Raw genomic sequence first — 22,533 nt, forward strand, 5'->3', positions numbered from 1 at the left:
TATTTCTTATCCAGAGGCCTTCGGCCGACTTTCAGGAGTGATAATGCAGGTCTTACACGTATGTTCTGAAATGTTCCCCCTGCTGAAAACGGGCGGACTCGCAGACGTGGTTGGCGCGCTGCCGGCGGCGCAAATCGCCGAAGGCGCCGATGTTCGGGTGCTATTGCCCGCTTTCCCTGACGTACGCAACGGCATCCCCGACACCTCGCTGGTGGCGGAAATCGACTCGTTCGCCGGCCGGGTCGGCCTGCGTTACGGCACTTACCATGGCGTGGGCATCTATCTCATCGATGCGCCCTGGCTGTATGACCGGCCGGGCAGCCCGTACCACGATCAGTCCATGTACGCCTACCCCGACAACCACCGCCGCTTTGCGCTGCTGGGCTGGATGGCCTGCGAGCTGGCCAAGGGGCTGGATCGCTACTGGCGGCCGCAGCTGGTGCATGCCCACGACTGGCACGCCGGCCTGAGCTGCGCCTATCTGGCCGCCAACGGCCACCCGGCGCGCTCGGTGTTTACGGTGCACAACCTGGCCTATCAAGGGCTGTTCTCTGCCCATCACGTGACCGAGCTGTGGCTGCCGGCGTCGTTTTACGATGTTTATGGCCTGGAGTTCTACGGCCAGATGTCGTTCCTCAAGGCCGGGCTGTTTTATGCCGACCACGTGACCGCCGTCAGCCCGACCTATGCGCGCGAGATCACCCGGCCGGAGTTCGGCTACGGCATGGAGGGGCTGCTGCAGGAGCGGCAGCGGCAGGGCAGGCTGAGCGGCATCCTCAACGGGGTGGACGACAACATTTGGGATCCGGCCCGCGACCCGCGGCTGAGCGCCCGCTACGACGCTGACGATCTGAAAAGCAAGGTCAAAAACAAGCTGCATCTGCAAAAGGCCATGGGGCTGAAGGTGGATGAATCGCTGCCGGTGTTCGCGGTGGTGAGCCGATTGACCAGCCAAAAAGGCCTGGATCTGGTGCTGCAGGCACTGCCTGAACTGCTGGCGCAGGGCGGGCAGCTGGCGCTGCTGGGCGCCGGCGATGCGGTGCTGCAACAGGCGTTTCTGGCCGCCGCTGCCGATTATCCCGAGCAGGTTGGGGTGCAGATCGGCTATCACGAATCCTTCTCCCACCGCATCATCGGCGGCGCCGACGTGATTCTGGTGCCGAGCCGCTTCGAGCCCTGCGGCCTGACGCAGCTCTACGGCCTGAAATACGGCACGCTGCCGCTGGTGCGCCGCACCGGCGGGCTGGCGGACACGGTGGTGGACTGCGCGCTGGAGAACCTGGCCGACGGCACCGCCAGCGGCTTCGTGTTCGACGATTGCGATGCCGTCGCGCTGGGCAACGCCATCCGCCGCGCCATGGTGCTGTGGAGCCGGCCGAAACACTGGCGCCACGTTCAGCGCCACGCCATGAGCGTGGACTTCGGCTGGCCGGTGGCGGCGAAAGAGTATTTATCGCTTTATCAACGTTTGTAGCCCGCGTTTCGCGTCTCGGGTTGACGCGCGGCGGGCAGCCGTTTGGGTTGATTGTCGGGGCGCGGCGTACCGCGTCCATGTTCAGCGGGGCCAGCTATTCCGCGGCGAATGGCCGGGCTCCCTAAAAGGGATCAAAAAGCCATGACTTCACCGTTTAGTTACACCTCACCTACGGTCAGTGTGGAAGCGCTGAAACACTCCATCGCCTATAAGCTGATGTTTATCGTCGGCAAAGATCCGGCTATCGCCAACCGGCACGACTGGCTGAACGCCGTGCTGTTCGCGGTGCGCGATCGCATGGTGGAGCGCTGGCTGCGCTCCAACCGCGCCCAGCTGTCGCAGGACGTGCGGCAGGTGTATTACCTGTCGATGGAGTTCCTGATCGGCCGCACCCTGTCGAACGCGCTGCTGTCGATGGGCATCTATCAGGACATCGACAACGCGCTGAACGAAATGGGGTTGAGCCTGGGTGAACTGCTGGAAGAAGAGAACGACCCCGGCCTCGGCAACGGCGGTCTGGGGCGGCTGGCTGCCTGCTTCCTCGATTCGCTGGCGACGCTGGCGCTGCCGGGGCGCGGCTACGGCATTCGCTACGAGTACGGCATGTTCAAGCAAAACATCGTCAACGGCCAGCAGATGGAATCGCCGGACTATTGGCTGGAGTACGGCAATCCGTGGGAGTTTCCGCGCCACAACACCCGCTACAAGGTGCGCTTCGGTGGCCGCGTGCAGCAGGAGGGCGCCAAGGCGCGCTGGCTGGAAACCGAAGAGGTCGTGGCCATCGCCTACGATCAGGTGATCCCCGGTTTCGACACCGATGCCACCAACACCCTGCGGCTGTGGGGCGCGCAGGCCAGTAACGAGATCAACCTCGGCAAGTTCAACCAGGGCGATTATTTCGCTGCGGTGGAGGATAAAAACCACTCGGAGAACGTGTCGCGCGTGCTGTATCCGGACGACTCGACCTCCTCCGGGCGCGAGCTGCGGCTGCGGCAGGAGTATTTCCTGGTGTCGGCGACGGTGCAGGACATCCTCAATCGCCATTGGCTGATGCACAAAACCTTCGACAACCTGGCGGACAAGATCGCCATTCACCTCAACGACACTCACCCTGTATTGTCGATTCCCGAGCTGATGCACCGGCTGATCGACGAGCACAAATTCAAGTGGCTCGACGCCTGGGAAGTGGTGGAGCAGGTGTTTTCTTACACCAACCACACGCTGATGAGCGAAGCGCTGGAGACCTGGCCGCTGGACATGATTGGCCGCATCTTGCCGCGCCATCTGCAGCTGATTTTCGAAATCAACGATCACTTCCTCAAGATGGTGCAGGAAGTGGCGCCGGGCGACAACGACCTGCTGGCGCGGGTCTCGATCATCGACGAAACCAACGGCCGCCGGGTGCGCATGGCGTGGCTGGCGGTGGTGGCCAGCCACAAGGTCAACGGCGTTTCCGCTCTGCATTCCGAGCTGATGGTGCAGTCGCTGTTCGCCGACTTCGCCCGGCTGTTCCCTAATCGTTTCTGCAACAAAACCAACGGGGTGACGCCGCGCCGTTGGCTGGCGCTGGCCAACCCGCCGCTGGCGGCGGTGTTGGACGACTGCATCGGCCAAACCTGGCGCACCGATCTCAGCCAGCTGAGCGAGATCAAAGCCAACGTCGATTACCCGAGTTTCCTGCAGGCGGTGCAGCGCGCCAAGCGGCAGAACAAGGAGCGGCTGGCGCTGTACATCGCCAAAACGCTCAACGTGGTGGTCAACCCGGATGCGCTGTTCGACGTGCAGATCAAGCGCATCCACGAGTACAAACGGCAGCTGCTCAACGTGTTGCACGTCATCACGCTGTATAACCGTCTGCTGGACGATCCGGAGATCGAGCGCGTGCCGCGGGTGGTGATCTTCGCCGGCAAGGCGGCGTCGGCCTACTATGCCGCCAAGCAGATCATCCGCTTGATCAACGACGTGGCCAAAGTGATCAACAACGATCCGCGCGTGCATACCCAGCTGAAGGTGGTGTTCATTCCAAACTACGGCGTCAGCCTGGCGCAGATCATTATCCCGGCGGCGGATCTGTCCGAACAGATCTCGCTGGCGGGCACCGAGGCCTCGGGCACCAGCAACATGAAGTTCGCGCTGAACGGCGCGCTGACCATCGGTACGCTGGACGGCGCCAACGTCGAGATGCGCGAGCACGTGGGGGAGGAGAATATCTTTATCTTCGGCAATACCGCCGAGCAGGTCGAGGAACTGCGCCGCAACGGTTACAACCCGCGCCAGTACTATGAGCAAGACCCGGAGCTGCATCAGGCGCTGACGCAGATCGCCACCGGCGTGTTCAGCCCGGAAGAGCCGAAGCGCTATGGCAATTTGTTCGACTCGCTGGTCAACCTGGGCGATCACTACCAGCTGCTGGCGGATTACCGCAGCTACGTGGACACGCAGGACAAGGTGGACGAGGTGTATCTCAATCAGGACGAGTGGACGCGGCGCGCGGTGCTGAATATCGCCAACATGGGCTACTTCTCCTCCGATCGCACCATTCAGGAATATGCGGATGAAATCTGGCACATTCAGCCGGTGAAGCTGTAAAGCGTGCGAGGAAGAGCAAAGAAAAGGGCCGGATAACCGGCCCTTTCTTCGTTACGCTGCGGCTCAGGAAGCCAGAGACAGCGTTTTCGTTTTCGCGTGTTCCGCCAGCCAGGCTTTCACTCGCGCCTGCTGCGCTTCGTCCAGCCACATGCCCAGCTTGGTGCGGCGCCAGATGGCGTCGTCCAGCTCTACGACCCACTCTTTCTCGGTCAGGTAGCGCAGTTCGGCTTCATACAGACCGTGGCCGAAATCTTCGCCCAGATCGGCGAGGCCGTTGGCGCCGGCCAGGATCAGCTCGCTCTGGCTACCGTAGGTGCGGGCATAGCGGCGCGCCAGCGCTTCCGGCAACCAGCCGTGGGCGCGGCGCAATTTGGCTGCGTAGCCGTCGCGATCGCCGCCGATGTCACCGCCCGGCAGCGTGGCGTTTTTGGTCCACGCCGGGCCGCAGCCTGGGTAGTAGTGGGCCAGTTTTTCCATCGCGTGCTCGGCCAGCTTGCGGTAGGTGGTCAGCTTGCCGCCGAAGACCGACAGCAGCGGCGCCTTGCCTTGTTCGTCGTGCACGTCCAGCGTGTAATCGCGGGTGATCGCCTGCGGCGAATCGGATTCGTCGTCGCACAGCGGACGCACGCCGGAGTAAGTCCAGACGATGTCGTCGCGGCCCAGCTGCTTCTTGAAGTGATCGTTGTACACTTTCAGCAGATAAGCGATTTCGTTCTCGTCGATCTTCACGTCCTTCGGATCGCCTTTGTACTCCACGTCGGTGGTGCCGATGATGGAGAACTCGTCATTCCACGGGATCACGAACACGATGCGGTGGTCTTCGTTCTGTAGAATGTAAGACTGCGGCTGATCGTGTACGCGCGGCACCACGATGTGGCTGCCTTTGATCAGGCGGATGCCGTAAGGCGATTTCAGCTTCAGGCCGTCGTCGAAGAAGTTTTTCACCCACGGGCCGGTGGCGTTCACCAGGCCTTTGGCGCGCCAGGTGAAGGTTTTGCCGCTGTCGATATCGACCGCTTCCACCATCCACATGCCGTTTTCACGCCATGCGCGGGTCACTTTGGTGCGGGTGCGCACTTCGCCGCCGCGTTTTTCCACTTCCTGCGCGTTCAGCACCACCAGGCGAGCATCGTCGACCCAGCAGTCGGAATATTCGAAACCGCGCTTCAATTCAGGCTTCAGCACCGACTCTGGTCCAAAGCGCAAGCCCTTGCTGCCCGGCAGGCTGGTGCGTTTGCCCAGGTGATCGTACAGGAACAGGCCGATACGGATCATCCAGGCCGGGCGCAGGTGCGGCTGGTGCGGCAGGCGGAAACGCATTGGGAACGCGATGTGCGGCGCCAGCTTCAGCAGCACTTCACGTTCGGCCAGCGCTTCGCTCACCAAACGGAATTCGTAGTGTTCCAGGTAGCGCAGGCCACCGTGGATCAGTTTGGAACTGGCGGAAGACGTAGCACAGGCCAAGTCTTGCGCTTCCAGTAGCAGTACCGACAGCCCGCGCCCGGCAGCATCCGCCGCGATGCCGGCACCGTTGATGCCGCCACCGATAACGATCAAGTCTTTGGTTTCCACGTCATCTTCCTCCAGATGTTCGAAATAGCTCTTTCATGTTCGTTTTCGCTCATGATTGTAATCAAAAACCAACAAGCAAGCCAAGACTTAACCAAACAAAAACATTTAGGCGTGATAAAGGTAACAGTTTGGTGATGATAGGCACATAAATGATAAGGATAAGGATATGGATCGGGCGGGCAAACGGCTGTCGAAAAGGGGGCGTCGGGGGGGGGGAAATGGGGCGGCGGCGCGCCCCGCGGGTTAACGGCGGATCAGCACAGCTCCAGCTGCACGTCGTACTGCTCGATGATTTTCATCACGCTCGGCGGCGGCAGCTGGTCGGTAAACAGGTAGTCGATCAGATTCATGTTGCCCAGGTTGACCATGGCGTTGCGGCCGAATTTGGAGTGGTCGGTGACCAGCATCACGCAGCGGGAATTTTCGATAATCGCGCGTTTGGTGCGCACTTCGTGATAGTCGAATTCGAGCAGCGAACCGTCCATATCGATGCCGCTGATGCCGAGAATGCCGTAATCGAGGCGGAATTGGGAGATAAAGTCCAGGGTGGCTTCGCCCATGATGCCGCCGTCGCGGGTGCGCACTTCGCCGCCGGCCAGGATCAGACGGAAGTCTTCCTTGGCGGTCAGCAGGGTGGCGACGTTGAGGTTGTTGGTGACCACGCGCAGGTTCTTGTGGTTCATCAGCGCATGGGCCACCGCTTCCGGCGTGGTGCCGATATCGATGAACAGCGTGGCGCCGTCCGGGATCTGGCTGGCGACGCGCTGCGCGATGCGGGCCTTCTCTTCCGACCACATCACCTTGCGATCGTTATAGGCAGCGTTGACCGAGCTGGAAGGCAGCGCCGCGCCGCCGTGGTGACGCTGGATCTTGTTCTGGTCGGCCAGGTCATTCAAATCGCGGCGAATCGTTTGCGGGCTGACGTCAAAATGTTCGACCAGCTCTTCCGTGCTGACGTAACCCTGCAGGCGCACCAGCTCGATAATTGCGTCATGACGCTGTGTTTGCTTCACGATAATCCCCTAAAACGCCCGCTATGCCCGCTGGGCACAGCTCCCGGCTGTTATTGTTCGTTGTGTGCGCGATGGCGCGTATCCCAAAATGCCATCAATAACCCTAACACTAAACCGGCTACGTGTGCCGCGTTGGCGATCGACATTCCTAAAATATCGAAATATCCGGCCACCAGCCACAGCACCGAGAACGCCATCAGGCCGCGCGGCAGCATCAGGCCGCGCTCCGGCGCCCGTTCGCCCGACAGCCAGACATAGCCCATCAGCGCATAAACCACGCCCGACAGCCCGCCGAACAGCGCGCCGCTGAACAGCGATTGCGCCCAGCCGCTGAAGAAGGCCGACACCACCGCCAGCACGAAAAGCTTGCCGGCGCCGAGGCGTTTTTCCATCTGGCCGCCGAGATACCACCACCACATCAGGTTAAACAGAATATGCAGCAGGGAGAAGTGCAGGAACGCATGGCTGACCCAGCGCCACAGCTGCGTGTATTGGCTGCTGTTTTGCGGCCAGGAGAGCCAGTACATCACGGTGTCGTCGCCCAGCGCCTGCATCAGAATATAGACCGCGATGCACAGCACCATCACGCCGAGCGTCAGCGGCCCGGCCTTGCTGCGCAGGGTGTGCAGATAGGATTCGCTCTGATAGTGCAGGCCGGCGTCGGTATGGCCGGTCTGCCAACTGGCGGCCTGATAACGGCGGTTGAGCGGATCGGTCAGAAACTGCTGCAGCTCGTGTTGCACCTGCTCGAGGTGAACGTCGTCGGCCAGCCAGATTTCCGCCGCCTCGCCGCTGTTGCGCAGCTCAAGCCGGATGCCCTGGGTCGCCATATAGTCGACAAAGGCCAGCGCCAGGCGCGGGTTGGATACGGCGATTACTCTAACCATTGCTCTTCCGTCGTAAGTGAATGATTTTGGCCGCGGCTTGCCCGCCGGCGACCCTGACGGCCGATTATAACGTCGAAATCCTGAGCGCTGGCAAACGGATCTGCGAAAAACCCGCGAAAACGCGCACAAAATCGAAGGGGAAGCCCGCCGATGCACGGCGGGCGGAGGGAATCAGGCAGAGGTTTCCACGTCTTGCGGATACTGGCGGGCCCAGGCCTCGAAGCCGCCGTCGATGCTGTAGACCGCGTCGAACCCCTGGTGCAGCAGGTACTGCGCCGCGCTGCGGCTGCTGTTGCCGTGGTAGCACATCACCATTACCGGCCGCTCGAAGTCGTTTTGCTGCATAAAGGCCGACAGGGTGGCGTTGGTGAGGTGAAAGGCGCCCGGCGTATGCCCGGCTTCAAAACTTTGCGGATCGCGGATGTCGACCAGGGCGGCGCTGCCCTCTTTCCAGCGGGTGTACGCCTGCTCAACGTTGATCGCTTCGAACTGTTCCATACTGCTGACTGCCTCGTAATTGGGGGACGCCGCTATTGTAACCAACTCGGCGGCGTTTAAGACCAGAGCAAGGGTGTGGTTTTGTCACACCAGCAGCACTTCAACGCCCTGTTGACGCAGTTGCTCAACGATCGCCGGATTGGCAGCGCGGCCGGTGATCACCATGGCGATTTGCTCGGTGCGGCTGAACAGCATGCCGGCGCGTTGGCCGACTTTGCTGCTGTCGACCAGCACCACCAGTTTACCGACGTAGTTGAGCATCTTTTGCTCCGCCATGGCGGTCAGCATATCCGTTTTATACAAACCCTCGGCGGTAAGGCCGATACCGCTGGTGAACATCCAGTGCCCGGCGTACAGCGTCGCGTCGCCGTCCTGAGGCGCCAGGGTAATCGACTGAGTCTTGTTGTACTGGCCACCCATGATCACCACGCTGTCATGGTCCTGTTCGATCAGGTAGTTGGCCAGCGGCAGGTAGTTGGTGATCACCTGAACCGGCTTGCCGCAAATTTCACGCCCCAGCAGAAATGCGGTGGAACCGCAGTTGATCACCACGCTTTCGCCCGGCTGACAGAGTTGCGCCGCCGCTGCCGCGATGCGCATTTTTTCATCGAGATGCTGGGTTTGATGGATGTTGAGCGGCGTCCAGGCCGGGCGCGGGGTTTGCGTGGCTTCGGCGCCGTTGCGCACTTTGCGCAATTTGCCAATTTCATTCAGTTTGTTGATGTCCCGGCGCGCGGTGGCCGGAGAGATGTCAAACGCCGCGATCACGTCCGCCACGGAGATTTGCCCCTTGTGATGCAAGAGATCGAGAATGGCATTGTGGCGTTGGGACTCTGTCATGCGGGCTCCATCAGGGTGAGAAGAACGTCGTTGCCTTCGATTATATGCGCGCCGTTTGACGATTTGAATCATTGCCGTTCAAAAGCGCGCATCAGTATGCAACACCGGTTGATTACAAGAAAGACTTGAAGGGCAGGTCGGGTTCCTGGGTGAAACAATCATCGAACCCGCGCGGATAGTGATATTCCAAATTGTCTTTGTCCTGCGGCCAGATGAACTTGCCGCCAACCTGCCAGATAAAGGGTTTGAAACCGTACTTGAGCCGATCCTTTTTCATGTCCCACAACACGCGGATCTCCTGCGGGTCTGCCTGGAAATTCGACCAAATATCGTGGTGGAAGGGGATCACGACCTTGGCGTTCAACGATTCCGCCATGCGCAAGATGTCGGCGCTGGTCATCTTGTCGGTAATGCCGCGTGGGTTCTCGCCGTAGGAGCCGAGGGCGACATCAATGTGGTGATCGTTGCCGTGCTTGGCGTAATAGTTGGAGTAGTGAGAATCGCCGCTGTGATAAAGGTTGCCGCCCGGCGTTTTGAACAGGTAGTTGACCGCACGCAGATCCATGCCGTCCGGCAGTACGCCCGCGGCCTTTTGTTCCACCGGTAATGTGATCAGCGCCGTGCGATCGAAAGCATCCAGCGCATGAATTTCGACGTCTTTGATTTTTATCACGTCGCCAGGTTTGACGGTGATGCAGCGCGCCGGCGGCACGCCCCAGCCGATCCAGATATCCACGCAGCTTTTCGGCCCGATAAACGGGACGGATTCGGGACAGTTCTGCAACACGGCCGCCGCGACGTTCACATCGATATGGTCGTTGTGATCGTGCGTGGCCAGCACGGCGTCGAGCTGGGTGATGGCGAACGGGTCGAGTACGAATGGGGTGGTGCGCAGGTTCGGCTGCAGTTTCCGCACCCCGGCCATGCGCTGCATTTGGTGGCCGGTTTTCATCAGCGGGTTGCCGTGGCTCTGCTTGCCGGTGCCGCACCAAAAATCGACGCACAGGTTGGCGCCTTCTTCAGACTTGAGCCAGATGCCGGTGCAGCCCAGCCACCACATGGCGAAGGTGCCGGGCGCGACTTTCTCCTGCTCTATCTCTTCGTTCAGCCAAGTGCCCCATTCGGGAAAGGTGTTCAATATCCAGGACTCGCGGGTGATGTCGTTGACTTTACTCATGGGTTTTCCTCATTGTCGGTGATGATAAAATCATAAATAATCACATTAAGATTTTATGTGACTTGTTTTGATTGAATCTAGCATCGTTTTTTTCAGCTGACAACGATCTTAGCTCCCGTCAACGCCGCCTTATTCGCGTGCGACACTGCCCATGACGCTTATGCTTCTCCTGGTTACTGTTATTAAATTCAATGGCTAATAAAATGAATGTTGCCTAATTCATTGAATGTTAGTGGAATTGATTTTTATCTTGCGAGGTTGTTCACAAATAATCATTTATGATCTTTTTGTGATTGTTGGTGATTGATATGGTGAAAGCGTTACCTGCACGCCAACCTTTCCGGGAGAGCCGTATGGAAACCCTTTACACCATCTTCACCGTCTTTTTTAACCAGGTGATGACCAATGCGCCGCTGCTGCTGGGGCTGGTTACACTGCTGGGTTACACGTTGCTGCGCAAAAGCGCGGCGGTCATCATCAAAGGCACCATCAAGACCATTATCGGTTTCATGTTATTGCAGGCCGGCTCCGGCATCCTGACCGGCACGTTCAAACCCGTTGTGGCGAAGTTGTCTGAGGTATACGGCATCAACGGGGCGATTTCGGACACCTATGCTTCGATGATGGCCACCATCGAACGTATGGGGGACGCCTACAGCTGGGTCGGCTACGCGGTATTGCTGGCATTGGCGCTGAACATTCTCTACGTACTGCTGCGGCGTATTACCGGGATTCGTACCATCATGCTCACCGGCCACATCATGTTTCAGCAGGTCGGGCTGATCGCGGTATTTTTCTACATTCTGGGTTACGGCATGTGGACGACGGTATTGTGCAGCGCGCTATTGGCTTCACTGTACTGGGGCATCACCTCCAACATGATGTTCAAGCCGACGCAGGCGGTAACGGAAAACAGCGGCTTCTCGATCGGGCATCAACAGCAGTTCGCTTCGTGGCTGGCATACAAGGCCGCACCGTATCTCGGTAAAAAAGAGGACAGCGTGGAAGATCTGAAGCTGCCCGGGTGGCTGAACATTTTCCATGACAACATCGTGTCCACCGCCATCGTGATGACGCTGTTTTTCGGCATCATTCTGTGCTCGTTCGGCTTGGACACTCTGCAGGCGATGGCCGGTAAAACCCACTGGAGCATCTATATCCTGCAAACCGGGCTGATGTTCGCGGTGGCGATTTTCATCATCGTGCAGGGCGTGCGCATGTTCGTCGCCGAATTGACCGAGGCCTTTAACGGCATATCCCAACGTCTGATCCCCGGCGCGGTACTGGCCATCGACTGCGCCGCCATTTATAGCTTCGCGCCCAACGCCGTGGTGTGGGGTTTTATGTGGGGCACCATCGGCCAACTGATCGCCGTCGGCATACTGTTGGCGCTCGGCTCTTCCATCATGATCATTCCCGGTTTCATTCCCATGTTCTTTTCTAACGCCACCATCGGCGTATTCGCTAACCACTTCGGCGGCTGGCGCGCGGCGATGAAGATCTGTCTGGTGATGGGAATGATAGAGATCTTCGGCTGCGTGTGGGCCATCAAACTGACCGGGCTAAGCGCCTGGATGGGCATGGCGGACTGGTCGATTCTGGCGCCGCCGCTGATGCAGGGGCTGAGTCTGGGCCTGTGGTTTATGGGGGTGGTGATCGTTATCGCCCTGCTGTACATGTTCTTCGCCGGACGCACCCTGCGTGCGGAAGAAGATGCTGAAAAACAATCGGTTGAACCAGCGTCACGTTAATAGGAGTGCAGATTATGACGGTACGAATCCTGGCGGTATGCGGTTGCGGGCAAGGCAGTTCCATGATCATGAAAATGAAAGTCGACCAATTTTTAACGCAGCAAGGTGTGAATCATTCGGTCAACAGCTGTGCGGTGGGGGAATACAAATCCGAGTTGAACGGGGCCGACATCATCATTGCTTCCACCCATGTCGCCGACGAAATCGTCGTGAGCGGCAACAAATATGTGGTTGGGGTGCGCAATATGCTCTCGGCGGCGGACTTCGGCCCGAAGCTGATGGAAGTTATCGGCACGCATTTTCCGCAAGATTTGAAGCAGTAAGGAGCGAGTGATGAAGCTGAGCGATTCGTTGGCGCAAAACAACGCCATCCAGCTGCAGGCGGAGGCTGCTGACTGGCGGCAGGCGGTGCGGTTGGGCGTCGATTTGCTGGTGGCTGCCGGGGTGGTGGAACCGCGCTATTTCGACGCCATTTTGGCCGGCGTCGAACGGCACGGCCCTTACTTCGTGCTGGCGCCGGGCCTGGCGATGCCGCACGGCCGGCCGGAGGAAGGGGTGCTGAAAACCGGCTTCGCCTTGGTCACCTTGAAAACGCCGGTGTGTTTCGGCGATGAGGACAACGATCCGATAGACATCTTGATCACCCTGGCGGCGGTGGACGCCAAAACGCATCAGGAGGTGGGGATCATGCAAGTGGTGAACCTGTTTGAAGATGAGGCGAACTTCGATCGCTTGCGGGCCTGTCGCCACGCGAGCGAGGTATTGGCGTTGATCGACAAAACGTCTACGGCGGCGAATTGATTGAAGGAGACAAACAATGAACACGCATTTACCGATGTTGCAGGTGGCGCTGGATAACCTGTCCATGGCCGCGGCTTACGACACGACTCGCCTGATCGCGGCCGAAGTCGACATCATCGAAGTCGGCACTATTTTGTGCGTGGCGGAAGGCGTGCGCGCCGTGCGCGATCTGAAAGCGCTGTATCCGGATCGCATCGTGTTGGCGGACGCAAAAATCGCCGATGCGGGTCAGATTTTGGCGCGAATGTGCTTCGAGGCGCATGCCGATTGGATCACGGTGATCTGCTGTGCCGACATCAATACGGTCAAGGGCGCCCTGCAGGTAGCGCATGAGTTCGGTGGCGACGTGCAGATCGAACTGACGGGGTTCTGGACCTGGGAACAGGCGCAGGCGTGGCGTGAAGCGGGAATGGGTCAGGTGGTGTACCACCGCAGCCGCGATGCGCAGGCCGCAGGGGTCGCATGGAGCGAAGACGATATCCGCGCGGTGCGTCGCCTGAGCGAGATGGGTTTTAAGGTGACGGTCACCGGCGGACTGGCGCTGGAGGATTTGCCTCTGTTCCAGGGCATTCCCATCCACGTCTTTATCGCCGGACGCAGCATTCGCGATGCCGCCGATCCGGTCGCGGCGGCGCGGGAATTTAAATCCGTCATTGCCCAGCTGTGGGGCTGAGGAGCGGTTATGTTGCACAAATCCGTGCCGTTGGGCATCTATGAGAAAGCGTTGCCGCCGGGCGAGGACTGGCTGACGCGCCTGCAACTGGCGGGTGAGTTGGGATTCGACTTCGTTGAAATGTCGATCGATGAAAGCGACGGCCGCCTGGCGCGATTGGACTGGAGCGCTGAACAGCGGCTCGCCTTGGTTAGCGCCGTTGCGGCGAGCGGTGTGCGCGTCCCTTCTTTATGCCTCAGCGCCCACCGGCGTTTTCCGTTGGGCAGTGCAGACGACACCACGCGCGACCGAGGACTGGAGATCGTGCGAAAAGCTATTCGGCTGGCGCAGGATACCGGCATCCGGGTGATCCAACTGGCCGGGTATGACGTTTATTACCAGCAGTCAACTGCGCAGACCCGCGCCCGGTTCCGCGCCGGATTGGCGCAGGCGGTGGAGATGGCCAGCCGTGCGCAGGTCATGCTGGCGATGGAAATCATGGACTATCCGCTGATGAACTCGATCAGCAAGGCGCTGGGCTATGCCCACTACCTGAATAACCCGTGGTTTCAGCTGTACCCGGACATCGGCAACTTGTCTGCCTGGGACAACGATGTGCCGATGGAGCTCATGGCCGGGCGCGGACATATCGTGGCGGTACACGTTAAGGATACGCGGCCGGGGGAGTTTAAGAATGTGCCGTTCGGCGAGGGCGTGGTCGATTTCGTGCGCTGTTTCGAAACGCTGTTGCAGAGCGGCTATCGCGGCCCCTATCTGCTCGAGATGTGGAGCGAGAAAGCGGACGATCCGCTGCGGGCGGTGCGGGAGGCGCAAGCCTGGGTGGTTGAACGCATGGTCGAGGCCGGGTTGGAAATAAGGGGGGAGCATGCTGGAGCAACTGAAAAGTCAGGTGTACCGAGCCAATATGGCGTTGCCTGAGCACGGGCTGGTGACCTATACCTGGGGCAATGTCAGCGGCATCGATCGGGCCAGTGGGCTGGTGGTGATCAAACCCAGCGGCGTACCTTATGAAACGATGCGGGCTGAGGATATGGTGGTGGTGAATGCGCGAGGTGAGGTTGTCGAGGGGCAACTGCGGCCTTCGTCCGATACGCCGACACATTTGGCGCTGTATCGGGCGTTCCCCCAACTCGGCGGTGTGGTGCATACGCACTCTACCCATGCCACCGCCTGGGCGCAGGCGGGTGAAGCGATACCGGCGCTCGGCACCACCCACGCCGACTATTTTTCCGGCGACATTCCTTGTACACGCGGGCTGACTGCGGAAGAGGTGGCGCGGGAATATGAGCTGAACACCGGTCGGGTGATTATCGAAACCCTGAAAGGGCGTGAACCGCTGCACATTCCCGGCATCCTGGCGTATCAGCATGGCCCGTTCAGTTGGGGAAGGACGCCGGATGAGGCGGTGCATAACGCCGTGGTGTTGGAGGAGGTGGCGAAAATGGCGTGGATCAGCCGGGATATTAACCCCGGCCTGAAACGGATCGATGACTATCTGCTGGAAAAGCATTTCAGCCGCAAACATGGCGCCGGCGCCTATTACGGCCAGCGCTGACTCTCAGGCGCCGTACCCCATCATCTTCAACAGCTGCTGCGCTTGCTGCACCGCTTCCTGGCGATGGGCCACGCCCAGTTTCTGATACAGGTTGCGGATGTGCGTCTTGATGGTGGTGGCCGCCACGTCCAACTCGCCGGCGATCTGGTCGTTGCTGTAGCCGGAATAGATCAGCCCCAGCACCTGCCATTCGCGCTGGGTGAGCGGGCTGGTGCGGATCAGCTCCGGCACCTGCGGATGGGTCAGCAGCTTATCGACGAAATTCTCGTCAAAATGCGCGAACTTGTGCCGATGATGCTGGTTGATGTCGCGCAGGATGCGCTGGGCGCGATGCTGTTCCAGCTCCGGCAGCGTGTTGAGCTGGATCAGCTGTCGCAGCTGCTGCGCCATCGCTTCGCCCTCGATGACGAAGTGGCTGATAAAGCCGGTGCGGTTGGCCAGCGACAGCGCTTCGATCAGCGCCTGCTGCGCTTCGCCCTTGCGCTCTTGCAGCCAGTAGAGCTGGTTGCTGAGCAGCAGGTTGCGGTTGAGATCGCTCACCAGCCGCAGGCGGCGGGCGTTTTCGTTCAGCTCATCCAGCACCACGCCGGCCTCTTCATACTGGCCGAGCAGGATCTGCACCCGCGCGATGTTGCGCCACTGGCCCTGCGTGAAGTGGTTGTCCGCCATGCCGGGCTTTTCGGTGTGGCGCAGCCATTGGGCGGCGGCGGCGGTGTCGCCGGTCATCTGCCAGTGGATCACCCGCGACTTGTCGGTGTTGGTCAGCCAGTCGCGATGGTAGTGGGCGCCGTGCAGCAGGGTTTCGCAGCGCTGCAGATGGGTATTGGCGTTGTCCAGATCGCCGCGCGCCAGCGAGCATTTGGCCAGCATGGCGATGCACTGCAGCTGCTGTTGCGGCTGGTAGTTCGCCAGGATTTTCAGCCCGGTGCGCGCCGCGTCTTCCGCCTCGTCCAGCCGCGACCACGACCACAGGATCTGCGCGCGAATACGCAGCAGGAACTCGTGCATCGGCAGCTGTTCCAGGTGTTGCTCGCGGATCAGTTCGAACGCCTTGTCCTGGGTTTCGTAAGCGGCCTGCAGGAAGCCCTGGGCGATGAGGATTTCGCTCTGCTGCAGCAGCGCCCAGAGCGCGTAATGGTTGGCCTGATGACGACGCGCCATCTGCTCGGTTTGCTGCATCATCGGCAGCGCGCGCGCCAGTTCGCCCTTGCAGTGGTGCACTTCGCCGGTCACCGAGGTGGCGACGATGCGGCTGTAATAGCTGGACAGCGGCAGGAATTTCAACGCTTCGGTCGCCAGCCGCTCGGCCTCTTCCGGTTTACCGGCGTTGATTGCCACCTGGGCGCGCAAGGCGTCGAACTCGGCGTGCAGCGTTTGGTCTATCTCGATTTTCTGCTCGCGCATGGTGCGCTCGGCGCGCTCCAGCAGGGTGTTGACCTCGCCGTAGCGGTGCTGGCTCTGCGCCAGCCAGGCCTGCAGCAGCGCCAGCTTGGGATTTTGGATCAGGCGCTCATAAGGCAGCGCGTTGAGGCACTCCTCCAGCAAGGCCAGTTCGCTGTGGTGGAACAGCGACCAGGCGTGTTGCAGCAGGATATCGCGCAGCATGCTGACGTCGCTGGCCGCCAGCGCATGGTGAATGGCCTCCGCCGGATACCCCAGCGCCAGCCAGCCCTCGGCGGCGGCGCGGTGCAACCCCGGCAGCTCCAGCGCCAGCTCCCACTGGCAACGCTGGCGCAGGAAAGAAGCGAACAGCGGATGGAAGTTGAACCATTCGCCGGTGTCGTCCATGCGGTGGATAAACAGCCCCTGGCGCTCCAGCTCCTCCAGCCGCTGCTGGCCGTTGTCTTCGCCGGTCAGCCGCACGATCAGCGCGTCGTTCATCGAGCGCAGCACCGAACAGCGCAGCAGGAAGGCGCGCGCCTCGGCATCGACGTGATCCAGCACTTCGTCCACCAGATAGTCGGACAGGTGGCTGGCGTTCAGCCCCGCCAGCCGCTTGGCCGACAGCTGAGCCGACGAGGCAGACTGGCGGGCCGACAGCGCGATCAGCTGCAGCGCGGTGGCCCAGCCTTCGACTTCGTCGCACAGGCGGCTGCTGTCCTGCTGTTCCATCGGCGCCGCCAGGCGGCAGTCGAAGAATTGTTTGGCTTCCTGATGGGTAAACGCCAACTGCTGCGTGCCCATTTCCAGCAGCTGATCGCGCACCCGCAGATTGGCGATGCCGAGCGGCGGCAGGGTGCGCGAGAGCAGGATCAGCGTCAGGTTTTCCGGCTGATGGCGCAGGAAGAAGCGCATGGCTTCGTGAATGGCGTCGTTGGTGATCAGATGGTAGTCGTCGATCACCAGGTACAGCGGCTGGTGCCAGTCGGCCAGCTCGATAAACAGCTGGGCGAACAGCGCCGACAGGCTGGCGTACTGGTGTTTCTGGCTCAGCGCCTCGCTCTTGACGCAGCGGCCGCCGCTGGCCTGCTGCAGCGCGGCGATCAGGTAGCTGGCGAAGCGCTCCGGTTGGTTGTCGCTCTCGTCCAGCGAATACCAGCCCAGATCGGCCTTGCCGGCCGCCCATTGGGCGATCAGCGTGGTTTTTCCGTATCCCGCCGGGCAATTGACCAGTGTCAGGCGATAGTTGCCCGCGCTGGCCAGTTTGGCCAGCAGGCGATCGCGGATCACGGTATTTTGTAGCCGTACCGGGCGGCTCAGTTTTGATGGGATCAGCATAGTATTCCAGGGTATAAATCGCGGTTCCCGCCGGGATTGGAGTGGCGCTAATTATTTTATGGTTCGTAATTAATAGCTCCCCCTAACTTCTGCCAACCCTAAACGTATTGCAACAAGCTTCCGCATCGGCTTGGAGTTAAGTTGCTATCGATCACACTTTTTTACGTTTGGCGTCGGCGCGCGGCGATGCGGTTGCAGATCGCATTTCCGGCCATGCACAAAACTTCAGCAGTGCGAATACTTGTGCTAACGTCATGGCTAACGTTCTCAGTGCTCGCCGCACGCGTTGGCGGGCTTTTTTGCATCGTCGCAAGGGAGTCAAACAGTGCCTGAGATCACAATTCCAGCTACGCCCCAATCCTCCTCCCCAGCTAATCCCCAGGCGGGATGATGCCGTCAGGCTTTCTCACCGGCACGATAGCGGCAATTTGACCCACTTACTGGATAGAGAGTTTTCCTTATGTCACAGCCTACGCTCAAGAAGGATGCTTTTCTGGCGGCGCTTGCCCGTCAGTGGCAACGGTTCGGCCTCAGTTCCGCACAGCAGATGACGCAACATCAATGGTGGGAAGCCGTCAGTGCGGCGCTGGCCGAGCAGTTGGCCGCACAGCCGGCGCCGCGCAAAAGCGCCAAACCGCTGCGCCACGTGAACTACATCTCGATGGAGTTTCTGATCGGCCGGCTGACGGCGAACAACCTGATCAACCTGGGCTGGTACGACACCGTCGAGCAGGCGCTGGCGGAGCAGAACGTCAAGCTGGCGGATCTGCTGGAGCAGGAAACCGATCCGGCGCTGGGCAACGGCGGGCTGGGGCGGCTGGCGGCCTGTTTCCTTGACTCGATGGCGACGGTGGAGCAACCGGCCACCGGGTATGGGCTGAACTATCAGTACGGGCTGTTCCGCCAGTCGTTCCTGGGGGGGCAGCAGCAAGAGGCGCCGGATAACTGGCAGCGCGAGAGCTACCCGTGGTTCCGCCACAACGCCGCGCTGGCGGTGGACGTAGGCATCGGCGGCAAGCTGGAAAAGCAGGCCGACGGCCGCGAACTATGGCGCCCGGCCTTCACCCTGCGCGGCGAAGCCTGGGATCTGCCGGTGCTGGGGTATCGCAACGGCGTGGCGCAGCCGCTGCGCCTGTGGCAGGCGACCCATCAGCATCCGTTCAACCTGAGCGATTTCAACGACGGCAAATTCCTGCAGGCGGAGAAGCAGGGCGTAGAAGCCGACAAGCTGACCAAGGTGCTCTACCCGAACGACAACCATCAGGCCGGCAAGCGCCTGCGCCTGATGCAGCAGTATTTCCAGTGCGCCTGCTCGGTGGCGGACATTTTGCGCAAGCACCATCAGGCCGGCCGCAAGATTGAAGAGCTGCCGAAGTACGAAGTGATCCAACTGAACGACACCCACCCGACCATCGCCATTCCGGAAATGCTGCGCATTCTGCTGGACGAACACCAGCTGGAGTGGGAGGCGGCCTGGGCGATCACCAGCAACACTTTCGCCTATACCAACCACACCCTGATGCCGGAAGCGCTGGAGTGCTGGGATGAAAAACTGGTGCGCAGCCTGCTGCCGCGCCATTTCTCCATCATCAAACAGATCAACGCCAGGTTCAAAAAACTGGTGGATAAGCACTGGCCGGGCGACGAGGCGGTGTGGGCCAAACTGGCGGTTCACCACAACAAGCAGGTGCGCATGGCCAACCTGTGCGTGGTCAGCGGCTTTGCGGTCAACGGCGTGGCGCAGCTGCACTCGGATCTGGTGGTGAAGGATCTGTTCCCGGAATATCACCAGCTGTGGCCGAACAAATTCCATAACGTCACCAACGGCATCACGCCGCGCCGCTGGCTGAAACAGTGCAACCCGGCGCTGTCGGGCCTGATCGACGAGACGCTGAAGGTGGAATGGGCGAACGATCTCGACGCGTTGCGCGGGCTGGAAAAATTCGCCGACGACGCGGCGTTCCGCCAGCGTTATCAGCAGATCAAACGCGACAACAAGGTGGCGCTGGCTCATTACGTGCACGGCGTGATGGGGTTGACGCTCGACCCGGACGCGATTTTCGACGTGCAGATCAAGCGTCTGCACGAGTACAAACGCCAGCACCTGAACCTGCTGCACATCCTGTCGCTGTATCGCCAGCTGCGCGACAACCCGAATCTGGACATCGTGCCGCGCGTCTTCCTGTTCGGCGCCAAGGCGGCGCCGGGCTACTACCTGGCGAAGAACATCATTTACGCGATCAACCAGGCGGCCGAGAAGATCAATAACGATCCGCTGGTGAAAGACCGCCTGAAAGTGGCGTTCATTCCCGACTACCGCGTGTCGGTGGCCGAACTGATGATCCCGGCGGCGGATATCTCCGAGCAGATCTCCACCGCCGGCAAAGAGGCCTCCGGCACCGGCAATATGAAGCTGGCGCTGAACGGCGCGCTGACGGTCGGCACGCTGGACGGCGCCAACGTCGAAATCGCCGAGCAGGTGGGCGAAGACAATATCTTTATCTTCGGCAATACCGTGGAGCAGGTGAAGGCGATACTGGCGAAGGGCTACGATCCGCTCAGCTACCGCAAGAAAGACAAGCACCTGAAGGCGATTTTGGATGAGCTGGCGAGCGGCGCGTTCAGCCACGGCGACAAGCACGCGTTCGACATGATGCTGCACAGCCTGCTGGAGGGCGGCGATCCCTATCTGGTGTTGGCGGACTTCGCCTCGTATTGCCAGGCGCAAAGCCGGGTCGATGAACTGTACCGCGATCGGGACGAATGGACGCGGCGGACTATCCTTAACACCGCGCGCGTCGGCATGTTCAGCTCGGATCGTTCGATCCGCGATTACCAGCAGCGCATCTGGCAAGCCAAACGTTAAGGAGAACGAATGGATCGCAAGCGTATCGATCAGTCGGCGGCACAGGCGGGGATCGCCGCCGATTTCATCAATGCCCACGGCAAGCGGCAGGCGATTGAACCGGAGACCAAGCGCAAGCTGCTGGCGGCCATGAATCGGGCCGAAGCCGCGCAGGAAGGGGCGGCGTCGCCGTTACCGGCGGTCAAGGTGTTCTATCAGGGCGCGCCGTTGGCGTTGACCCCGGCGGGCGAAGGCGAGTACCTGTGGGCGCTGCAGCGTGAAGACGGCGAATGCCTGCAGGGGCGCGTCGGCGCGCGCAAGACCCTGACGCTGCCGGGCGATCTGCCGGCGGGCTATCACCAATTGACGCTGAGCCAGGGCGCGCGGCAGTGGTCATGCCGAGTGATCGTCGCGCCGAGGCGCTGCTTCGAGCCGAACGCCTTGCTGACCGGCAAGAAACTGTGGGGCGCCTGCGTTCAGCTGTATACGCTGCGTTCCGATCGCAACTGGGGCATCGGCGATTTCGGCGATCTGCGCCTGATGGTGGAGCAGGTGGGGGAACGCGGCGGCGCTTTCGTCGGCCTCAATCCGATCCATGCGCTGTATCCGGCCAACCCGGAGAGCGCCAGCCCCTACAGCCCCTCGTCGCGCCGCTGGCTGAATCTGGCGTATATCGACGTCAACGCGGTGGAGGATTTCCAACGCAGCGACGCGGCTCAGCGCTGGTGGCAGAAGCCGGCGACGCAGAAGCAGCTGGCCAAGGCGCGCGCCGCGGAGTGGGTGGATTACACCGCCGTGATGCAGCTGAAGCTGGCGGGGCTGAAGCTGGCGTTCCCGCTGTTTCAGGTGCGCAAGCCGAACGACGCGCAGCGTCAGGCGTTCGAACGGTTCGTGACTGAGGGCGGCGAAAGCCTGTATCAGCAGGCGGCGTTCGATGCGCTGCATGCCCACCTAGCGGCCAAAGACGCCAGCCAGTGGGGCTGGCCGGCCTGGCCCGAGCGCTATCGGCGTGGGCAGAGCGAAGCGGTGCGGCAGTTCTGCGATGAGCATCAGGACGCGGTCCGCTTTTACCTGTGGCTGCAGTGGCTGGCGGCCACGCAGTTCGCGCAGTGTTTCGAACAGAGCCGGCAGCAGCAGATGCCGATTGGCCTGTATCGCGATCTGGCGGTCGGGGTGGCGGAAGGCGGGGCGGAAACCTGGTGTGACCGCGAACTGTACTGCCTGAAAGCGTCGGTCGGCGCGCCGCCGGACATCCTGGGGCCGCTGGGGCAAAACTGGGGCTTGCCGCCGATGGATCCGCACGTGATGGCGGCGCGCGGTTATCAGCCGTTCATCGATCTTTTGCGCGCCAACATGACCAGCTGCGGCGCGCTGCGCATCGATCACGTCATGGCGCTGCTGCGGCTGTGGTGGATCCCGTATGGCGAAACCGCCGATCGCGGCGCCTACGTCAAATACCCGGTGGACGATCTGCTGGCGGTGCTGGCGCTGGAAAGCCAGCGCCACCGCTGCATGGTGATCGGCGAGGATCTCGGTACCGTGCCGGTGGAGATCGTCGGCAAGCTGCGCGACAGCGGCGTCTATTCCTACAAAGTGCTGTATTTCGAAAGCGACGGCGAACACCATTTCCGCGCGCCGCAGGCCTATCCGGTGCAGGCGATGGCGACCATCACCACCCACGATCTGCCGACGCTGCGCGGCTACTGGCAAAGCGACGATCTCACGCTCGGCAACCGGCTGGGCCTTTACCCGGATGCGGAGATCCTGCGGGCGCTGTTCGCCGATCGGGAACGCGCCAAGCAGGGGCTGCTGGATGGGTTGCATCATTACGGCTGCGTGCCGCAGAAGGTGGGCAAGAAGGCGGCGCTGCTCGGCATGAGCCCGCTGCTCAACCGCGGCCTGCAGCGTTATGTCGCCGACAGCGCCAGCGCCCTGCTCGGCCTGCAGCCGGAAGACTGGCTGGACATGGCCGATCCGGTCAATATTCCCGGCACCAGCGATCAATACCCTAACTGGCGGCGCAAGCTGACCGAAACGCTGGAGGAGATGTTCGCCGATCCGCGGATAAACCGGTTGCTGAAGGATTTGGACAAACGGCGGCGCAAGGTGTCGGTGGGCTGAAAACGACAATGCCGGAACG

The 22,533-nt window shown here is 61.0% G+C and carries 17 protein-coding genes; 10 read left to right on the forward strand and 7 right to left on the reverse strand.

Annotated elements, in window-relative coordinates; translation table 11 throughout:
* Positions 1-43: 43 nt before the first annotated feature.
* Together glgA and glgP are read left to right on the forward strand one after the other, a co-directional pair.
* Entirely contained in the window at positions 44-1,474 is a 1,431-nt protein-coding gene (gene glgA, locus ACJ8HN_RS22695) for a glycogen synthase GlgA (RefSeq protein WP_033636333.1), read from the forward strand.
* A gap of 141 nt (positions 1,475-1,615) precedes the next feature.
* The gene (gene glgP, locus ACJ8HN_RS22700; RefSeq protein WP_033636332.1) at positions 1,616-4,063 is read left to right on the forward strand and encodes a glycogen phosphorylase; all 2,448 of its coding nucleotides are present in this window, start codon (positions 1,616-1,618) and stop codon (positions 4,061-4,063) included.
* A 63-nt stretch (positions 4,064-4,126) separates the two neighbouring features.
* Here the strand turns inward: glgP and glpD are convergent, their stop codons facing one another.
* The 6 genes from glpD to ulaG form a co-directional block, all read right to left on the reverse strand.
* Positions 4,127-5,635 carry a glycerol-3-phosphate dehydrogenase gene (gene glpD / locus ACJ8HN_RS22705; protein ID WP_033654445.1) on the reverse strand — a complete coding sequence of 503 codons (1,509 nt, stop codon included), beginning with the start codon at positions 5,633-5,635 and terminating at the stop codon, positions 4,127-4,129.
* Positions 5,636-5,889: 254 nt separating this feature from the next.
* A complete protein-coding gene (locus ACJ8HN_RS22710) occupies positions 5,890-6,648 on the reverse strand; it encodes a DeoR/GlpR family transcriptional regulator (protein ID WP_004930797.1) in 759 nt (252 codons plus the stop codon).
* A gap of 50 nt (positions 6,649-6,698) precedes the next feature.
* Positions 6,699-7,535, reverse strand: coding sequence for a rhomboid family intramembrane serine protease GlpG (glpG, locus tag ACJ8HN_RS22715; protein ID WP_041037039.1), 837 nt, complete (start codon positions 7,533-7,535; stop codon positions 6,699-6,701).
* Positions 7,536-7,706: 171 nt separating this feature from the next.
* Complete coding sequence (glpE, locus tag ACJ8HN_RS22720) at positions 7,707-8,033, reverse strand: thiosulfate sulfurtransferase GlpE (protein WP_004930790.1); 327 nt, start codon at positions 8,031-8,033, stop codon at positions 7,707-7,709.
* A gap of 84 nt (positions 8,034-8,117) precedes the next feature.
* Positions 8,118-8,873, reverse strand: coding sequence for an HTH-type transcriptional regulator UlaR (ulaR, locus tag ACJ8HN_RS22725; protein WP_442523999.1), 756 nt, complete (start codon positions 8,871-8,873; stop codon positions 8,118-8,120).
* A 112-nt stretch (positions 8,874-8,985) separates the two neighbouring features.
* Entirely contained in the window at positions 8,986-10,050 is a 1,065-nt protein-coding gene (gene ulaG / locus ACJ8HN_RS22730) for an L-ascorbate 6-phosphate lactonase (RefSeq protein WP_049195640.1), read from the reverse strand.
* Positions 10,051-10,403: 353 nt separating this feature from the next.
* Between ulaG and ulaA the strand changes: the two genes are divergently transcribed.
* From ulaA to ACJ8HN_RS22760, 6 genes are read left to right on the forward strand one after another with little or no spacing between them, the layout of a single operon-like run.
* Positions 10,404-11,801, forward strand: a complete 1,398-nt coding sequence (ulaA, locus tag ACJ8HN_RS22735) for a PTS ascorbate transporter subunit IIC (RefSeq protein WP_033636328.1) — start codon at positions 10,404-10,406, stop codon at positions 11,799-11,801.
* 14 nt (positions 11,802-11,815) lie between these two features.
* Positions 11,816-12,124 carry a PTS ascorbate transporter subunit IIB gene (gene ulaB, locus ACJ8HN_RS22740; RefSeq protein WP_033636327.1) on the forward strand — a complete coding sequence of 103 codons (309 nt, stop codon included), beginning with the start codon at positions 11,816-11,818 and terminating at the stop codon, positions 12,122-12,124.
* 10 nt (positions 12,125-12,134) lie between these two features.
* Entirely contained in the window at positions 12,135-12,602 is a 468-nt protein-coding gene (ulaC, locus tag ACJ8HN_RS22745) for a PTS ascorbate transporter subunit IIA (RefSeq protein ID WP_033636326.1), read from the forward strand.
* A gap of 16 nt (positions 12,603-12,618) precedes the next feature.
* A complete protein-coding gene (locus tag ACJ8HN_RS22750) occupies positions 12,619-13,275 on the forward strand; it encodes a 3-keto-L-gulonate-6-phosphate decarboxylase UlaD (RefSeq protein WP_033636325.1) in 657 nt (218 codons plus the stop codon).
* 9 nt (positions 13,276-13,284) lie between these two features.
* Positions 13,285-14,193, forward strand: a complete 909-nt coding sequence (locus ACJ8HN_RS22755) for an L-ribulose-5-phosphate 3-epimerase (RefSeq protein ID WP_442524000.1) — start codon at positions 13,285-13,287, stop codon at positions 14,191-14,193.
* A complete protein-coding gene (locus tag ACJ8HN_RS22760) occupies positions 14,144-14,830 on the forward strand; it encodes an L-ribulose-5-phosphate 4-epimerase (RefSeq protein WP_033638611.1) in 687 nt (228 codons plus the stop codon). Before ACJ8HN_RS22755 ends, ACJ8HN_RS22760 begins: the two co-directional genes overlap by 50 nt.
* Positions 14,831-14,833: 3 nt before the next feature.
* Here ACJ8HN_RS22760 and malT read toward each other — a convergent pair whose 3' ends face one another.
* Entirely contained in the window at positions 14,834-17,548 is a 2,715-nt protein-coding gene (gene malT, locus ACJ8HN_RS22765; protein ID WP_033649340.1) for an HTH-type transcriptional regulator MalT, read from the reverse strand.
* A 460-nt stretch (positions 17,549-18,008) separates the two neighbouring features.
* Here malT and malP point away from each other — a divergent pair, with 460 nt between their 5' ends.
* A complete protein-coding gene (malP, locus tag ACJ8HN_RS22770; protein ID WP_041037034.1) occupies positions 18,009-20,414 on the forward strand; it encodes a maltodextrin phosphorylase in 2,406 nt (801 codons plus the stop codon).
* A gap of 9 nt (positions 20,415-20,423) precedes the next feature.
* A complete protein-coding gene (gene malQ / locus ACJ8HN_RS22775; protein WP_442524002.1) occupies positions 20,424-22,514 on the forward strand; it encodes a 4-alpha-glucanotransferase in 2,091 nt (696 codons plus the stop codon).
* The last annotated feature ends 19 nt before the right edge of the window (positions 22,515-22,533 follow it).

Origin of the sequence: Serratia sp. CY29653 (assembly GCF_052169255.1) — a bacterium.
Taxonomy (GTDB): domain Bacteria; phylum Pseudomonadota; class Gammaproteobacteria; order Enterobacterales; family Enterobacteriaceae; genus Serratia; species Serratia sarumanii.

Coding starts and splice junctions, on each gene's coding strand:
- glgA (WP_033636333.1), top strand. CDS start 44: ATGCAGGTCTTACACGTATGTTCTGAAATGTTCCCCCTGCTGAAAACG.
- malQ (WP_442524002.1), top strand. CDS start 20,424: ATGGATCGCAAGCGTATCGATCAGTCGGCGGCACAGGCGGGGATCGCC.
- ACJ8HN_RS22750 (WP_033636325.1), top strand. CDS start 12,619: ATGAACACGCATTTACCGATGTTGCAGGTGGCGCTGGATAACCTGTCC.
- ulaC (WP_033636326.1), top strand. CDS start 12,135: ATGAAGCTGAGCGATTCGTTGGCGCAAAACAACGCCATCCAGCTGCAG.
- glpG (WP_041037039.1), bottom strand. CDS start 7,535: ATGGTTAGAGTAATCGCCGTATCCAACCCGCGCCTGGCGCTGGCCTTT.
- ulaG (WP_049195640.1), bottom strand. CDS start 10,050: ATGAGTAAAGTCAACGACATCACCCGCGAGTCCTGGATATTGAACACC.
- glpE (WP_004930790.1), bottom strand. CDS start 8,033: ATGGAACAGTTCGAAGCGATCAACGTTGAGCAGGCGTACACCCGCTGG.
- glgP (WP_033636332.1), top strand. CDS start 1,616: ATGACTTCACCGTTTAGTTACACCTCACCTACGGTCAGTGTGGAAGCG.
- ulaR (WP_442523999.1), bottom strand. CDS start 8,873: ATGACAGAGTCCCAACGCCACAATGCCATTCTCGATCTCTTGCATCAC.
- ulaB (WP_033636327.1), top strand. CDS start 11,816: ATGACGGTACGAATCCTGGCGGTATGCGGTTGCGGGCAAGGCAGTTCC.
- ACJ8HN_RS22755 (WP_442524000.1), top strand. CDS start 13,285: ATGTTGCACAAATCCGTGCCGTTGGGCATCTATGAGAAAGCGTTGCCG.
- malP (WP_041037034.1), top strand. CDS start 18,009: ATGTCACAGCCTACGCTCAAGAAGGATGCTTTTCTGGCGGCGCTTGCC.
- ulaA (WP_033636328.1), top strand. CDS start 10,404: ATGGAAACCCTTTACACCATCTTCACCGTCTTTTTTAACCAGGTGATG.
- malT (WP_033649340.1), bottom strand. CDS start 17,548: ATGCTGATCCCATCAAAACTGAGCCGCCCGGTACGGCTACAAAATACC.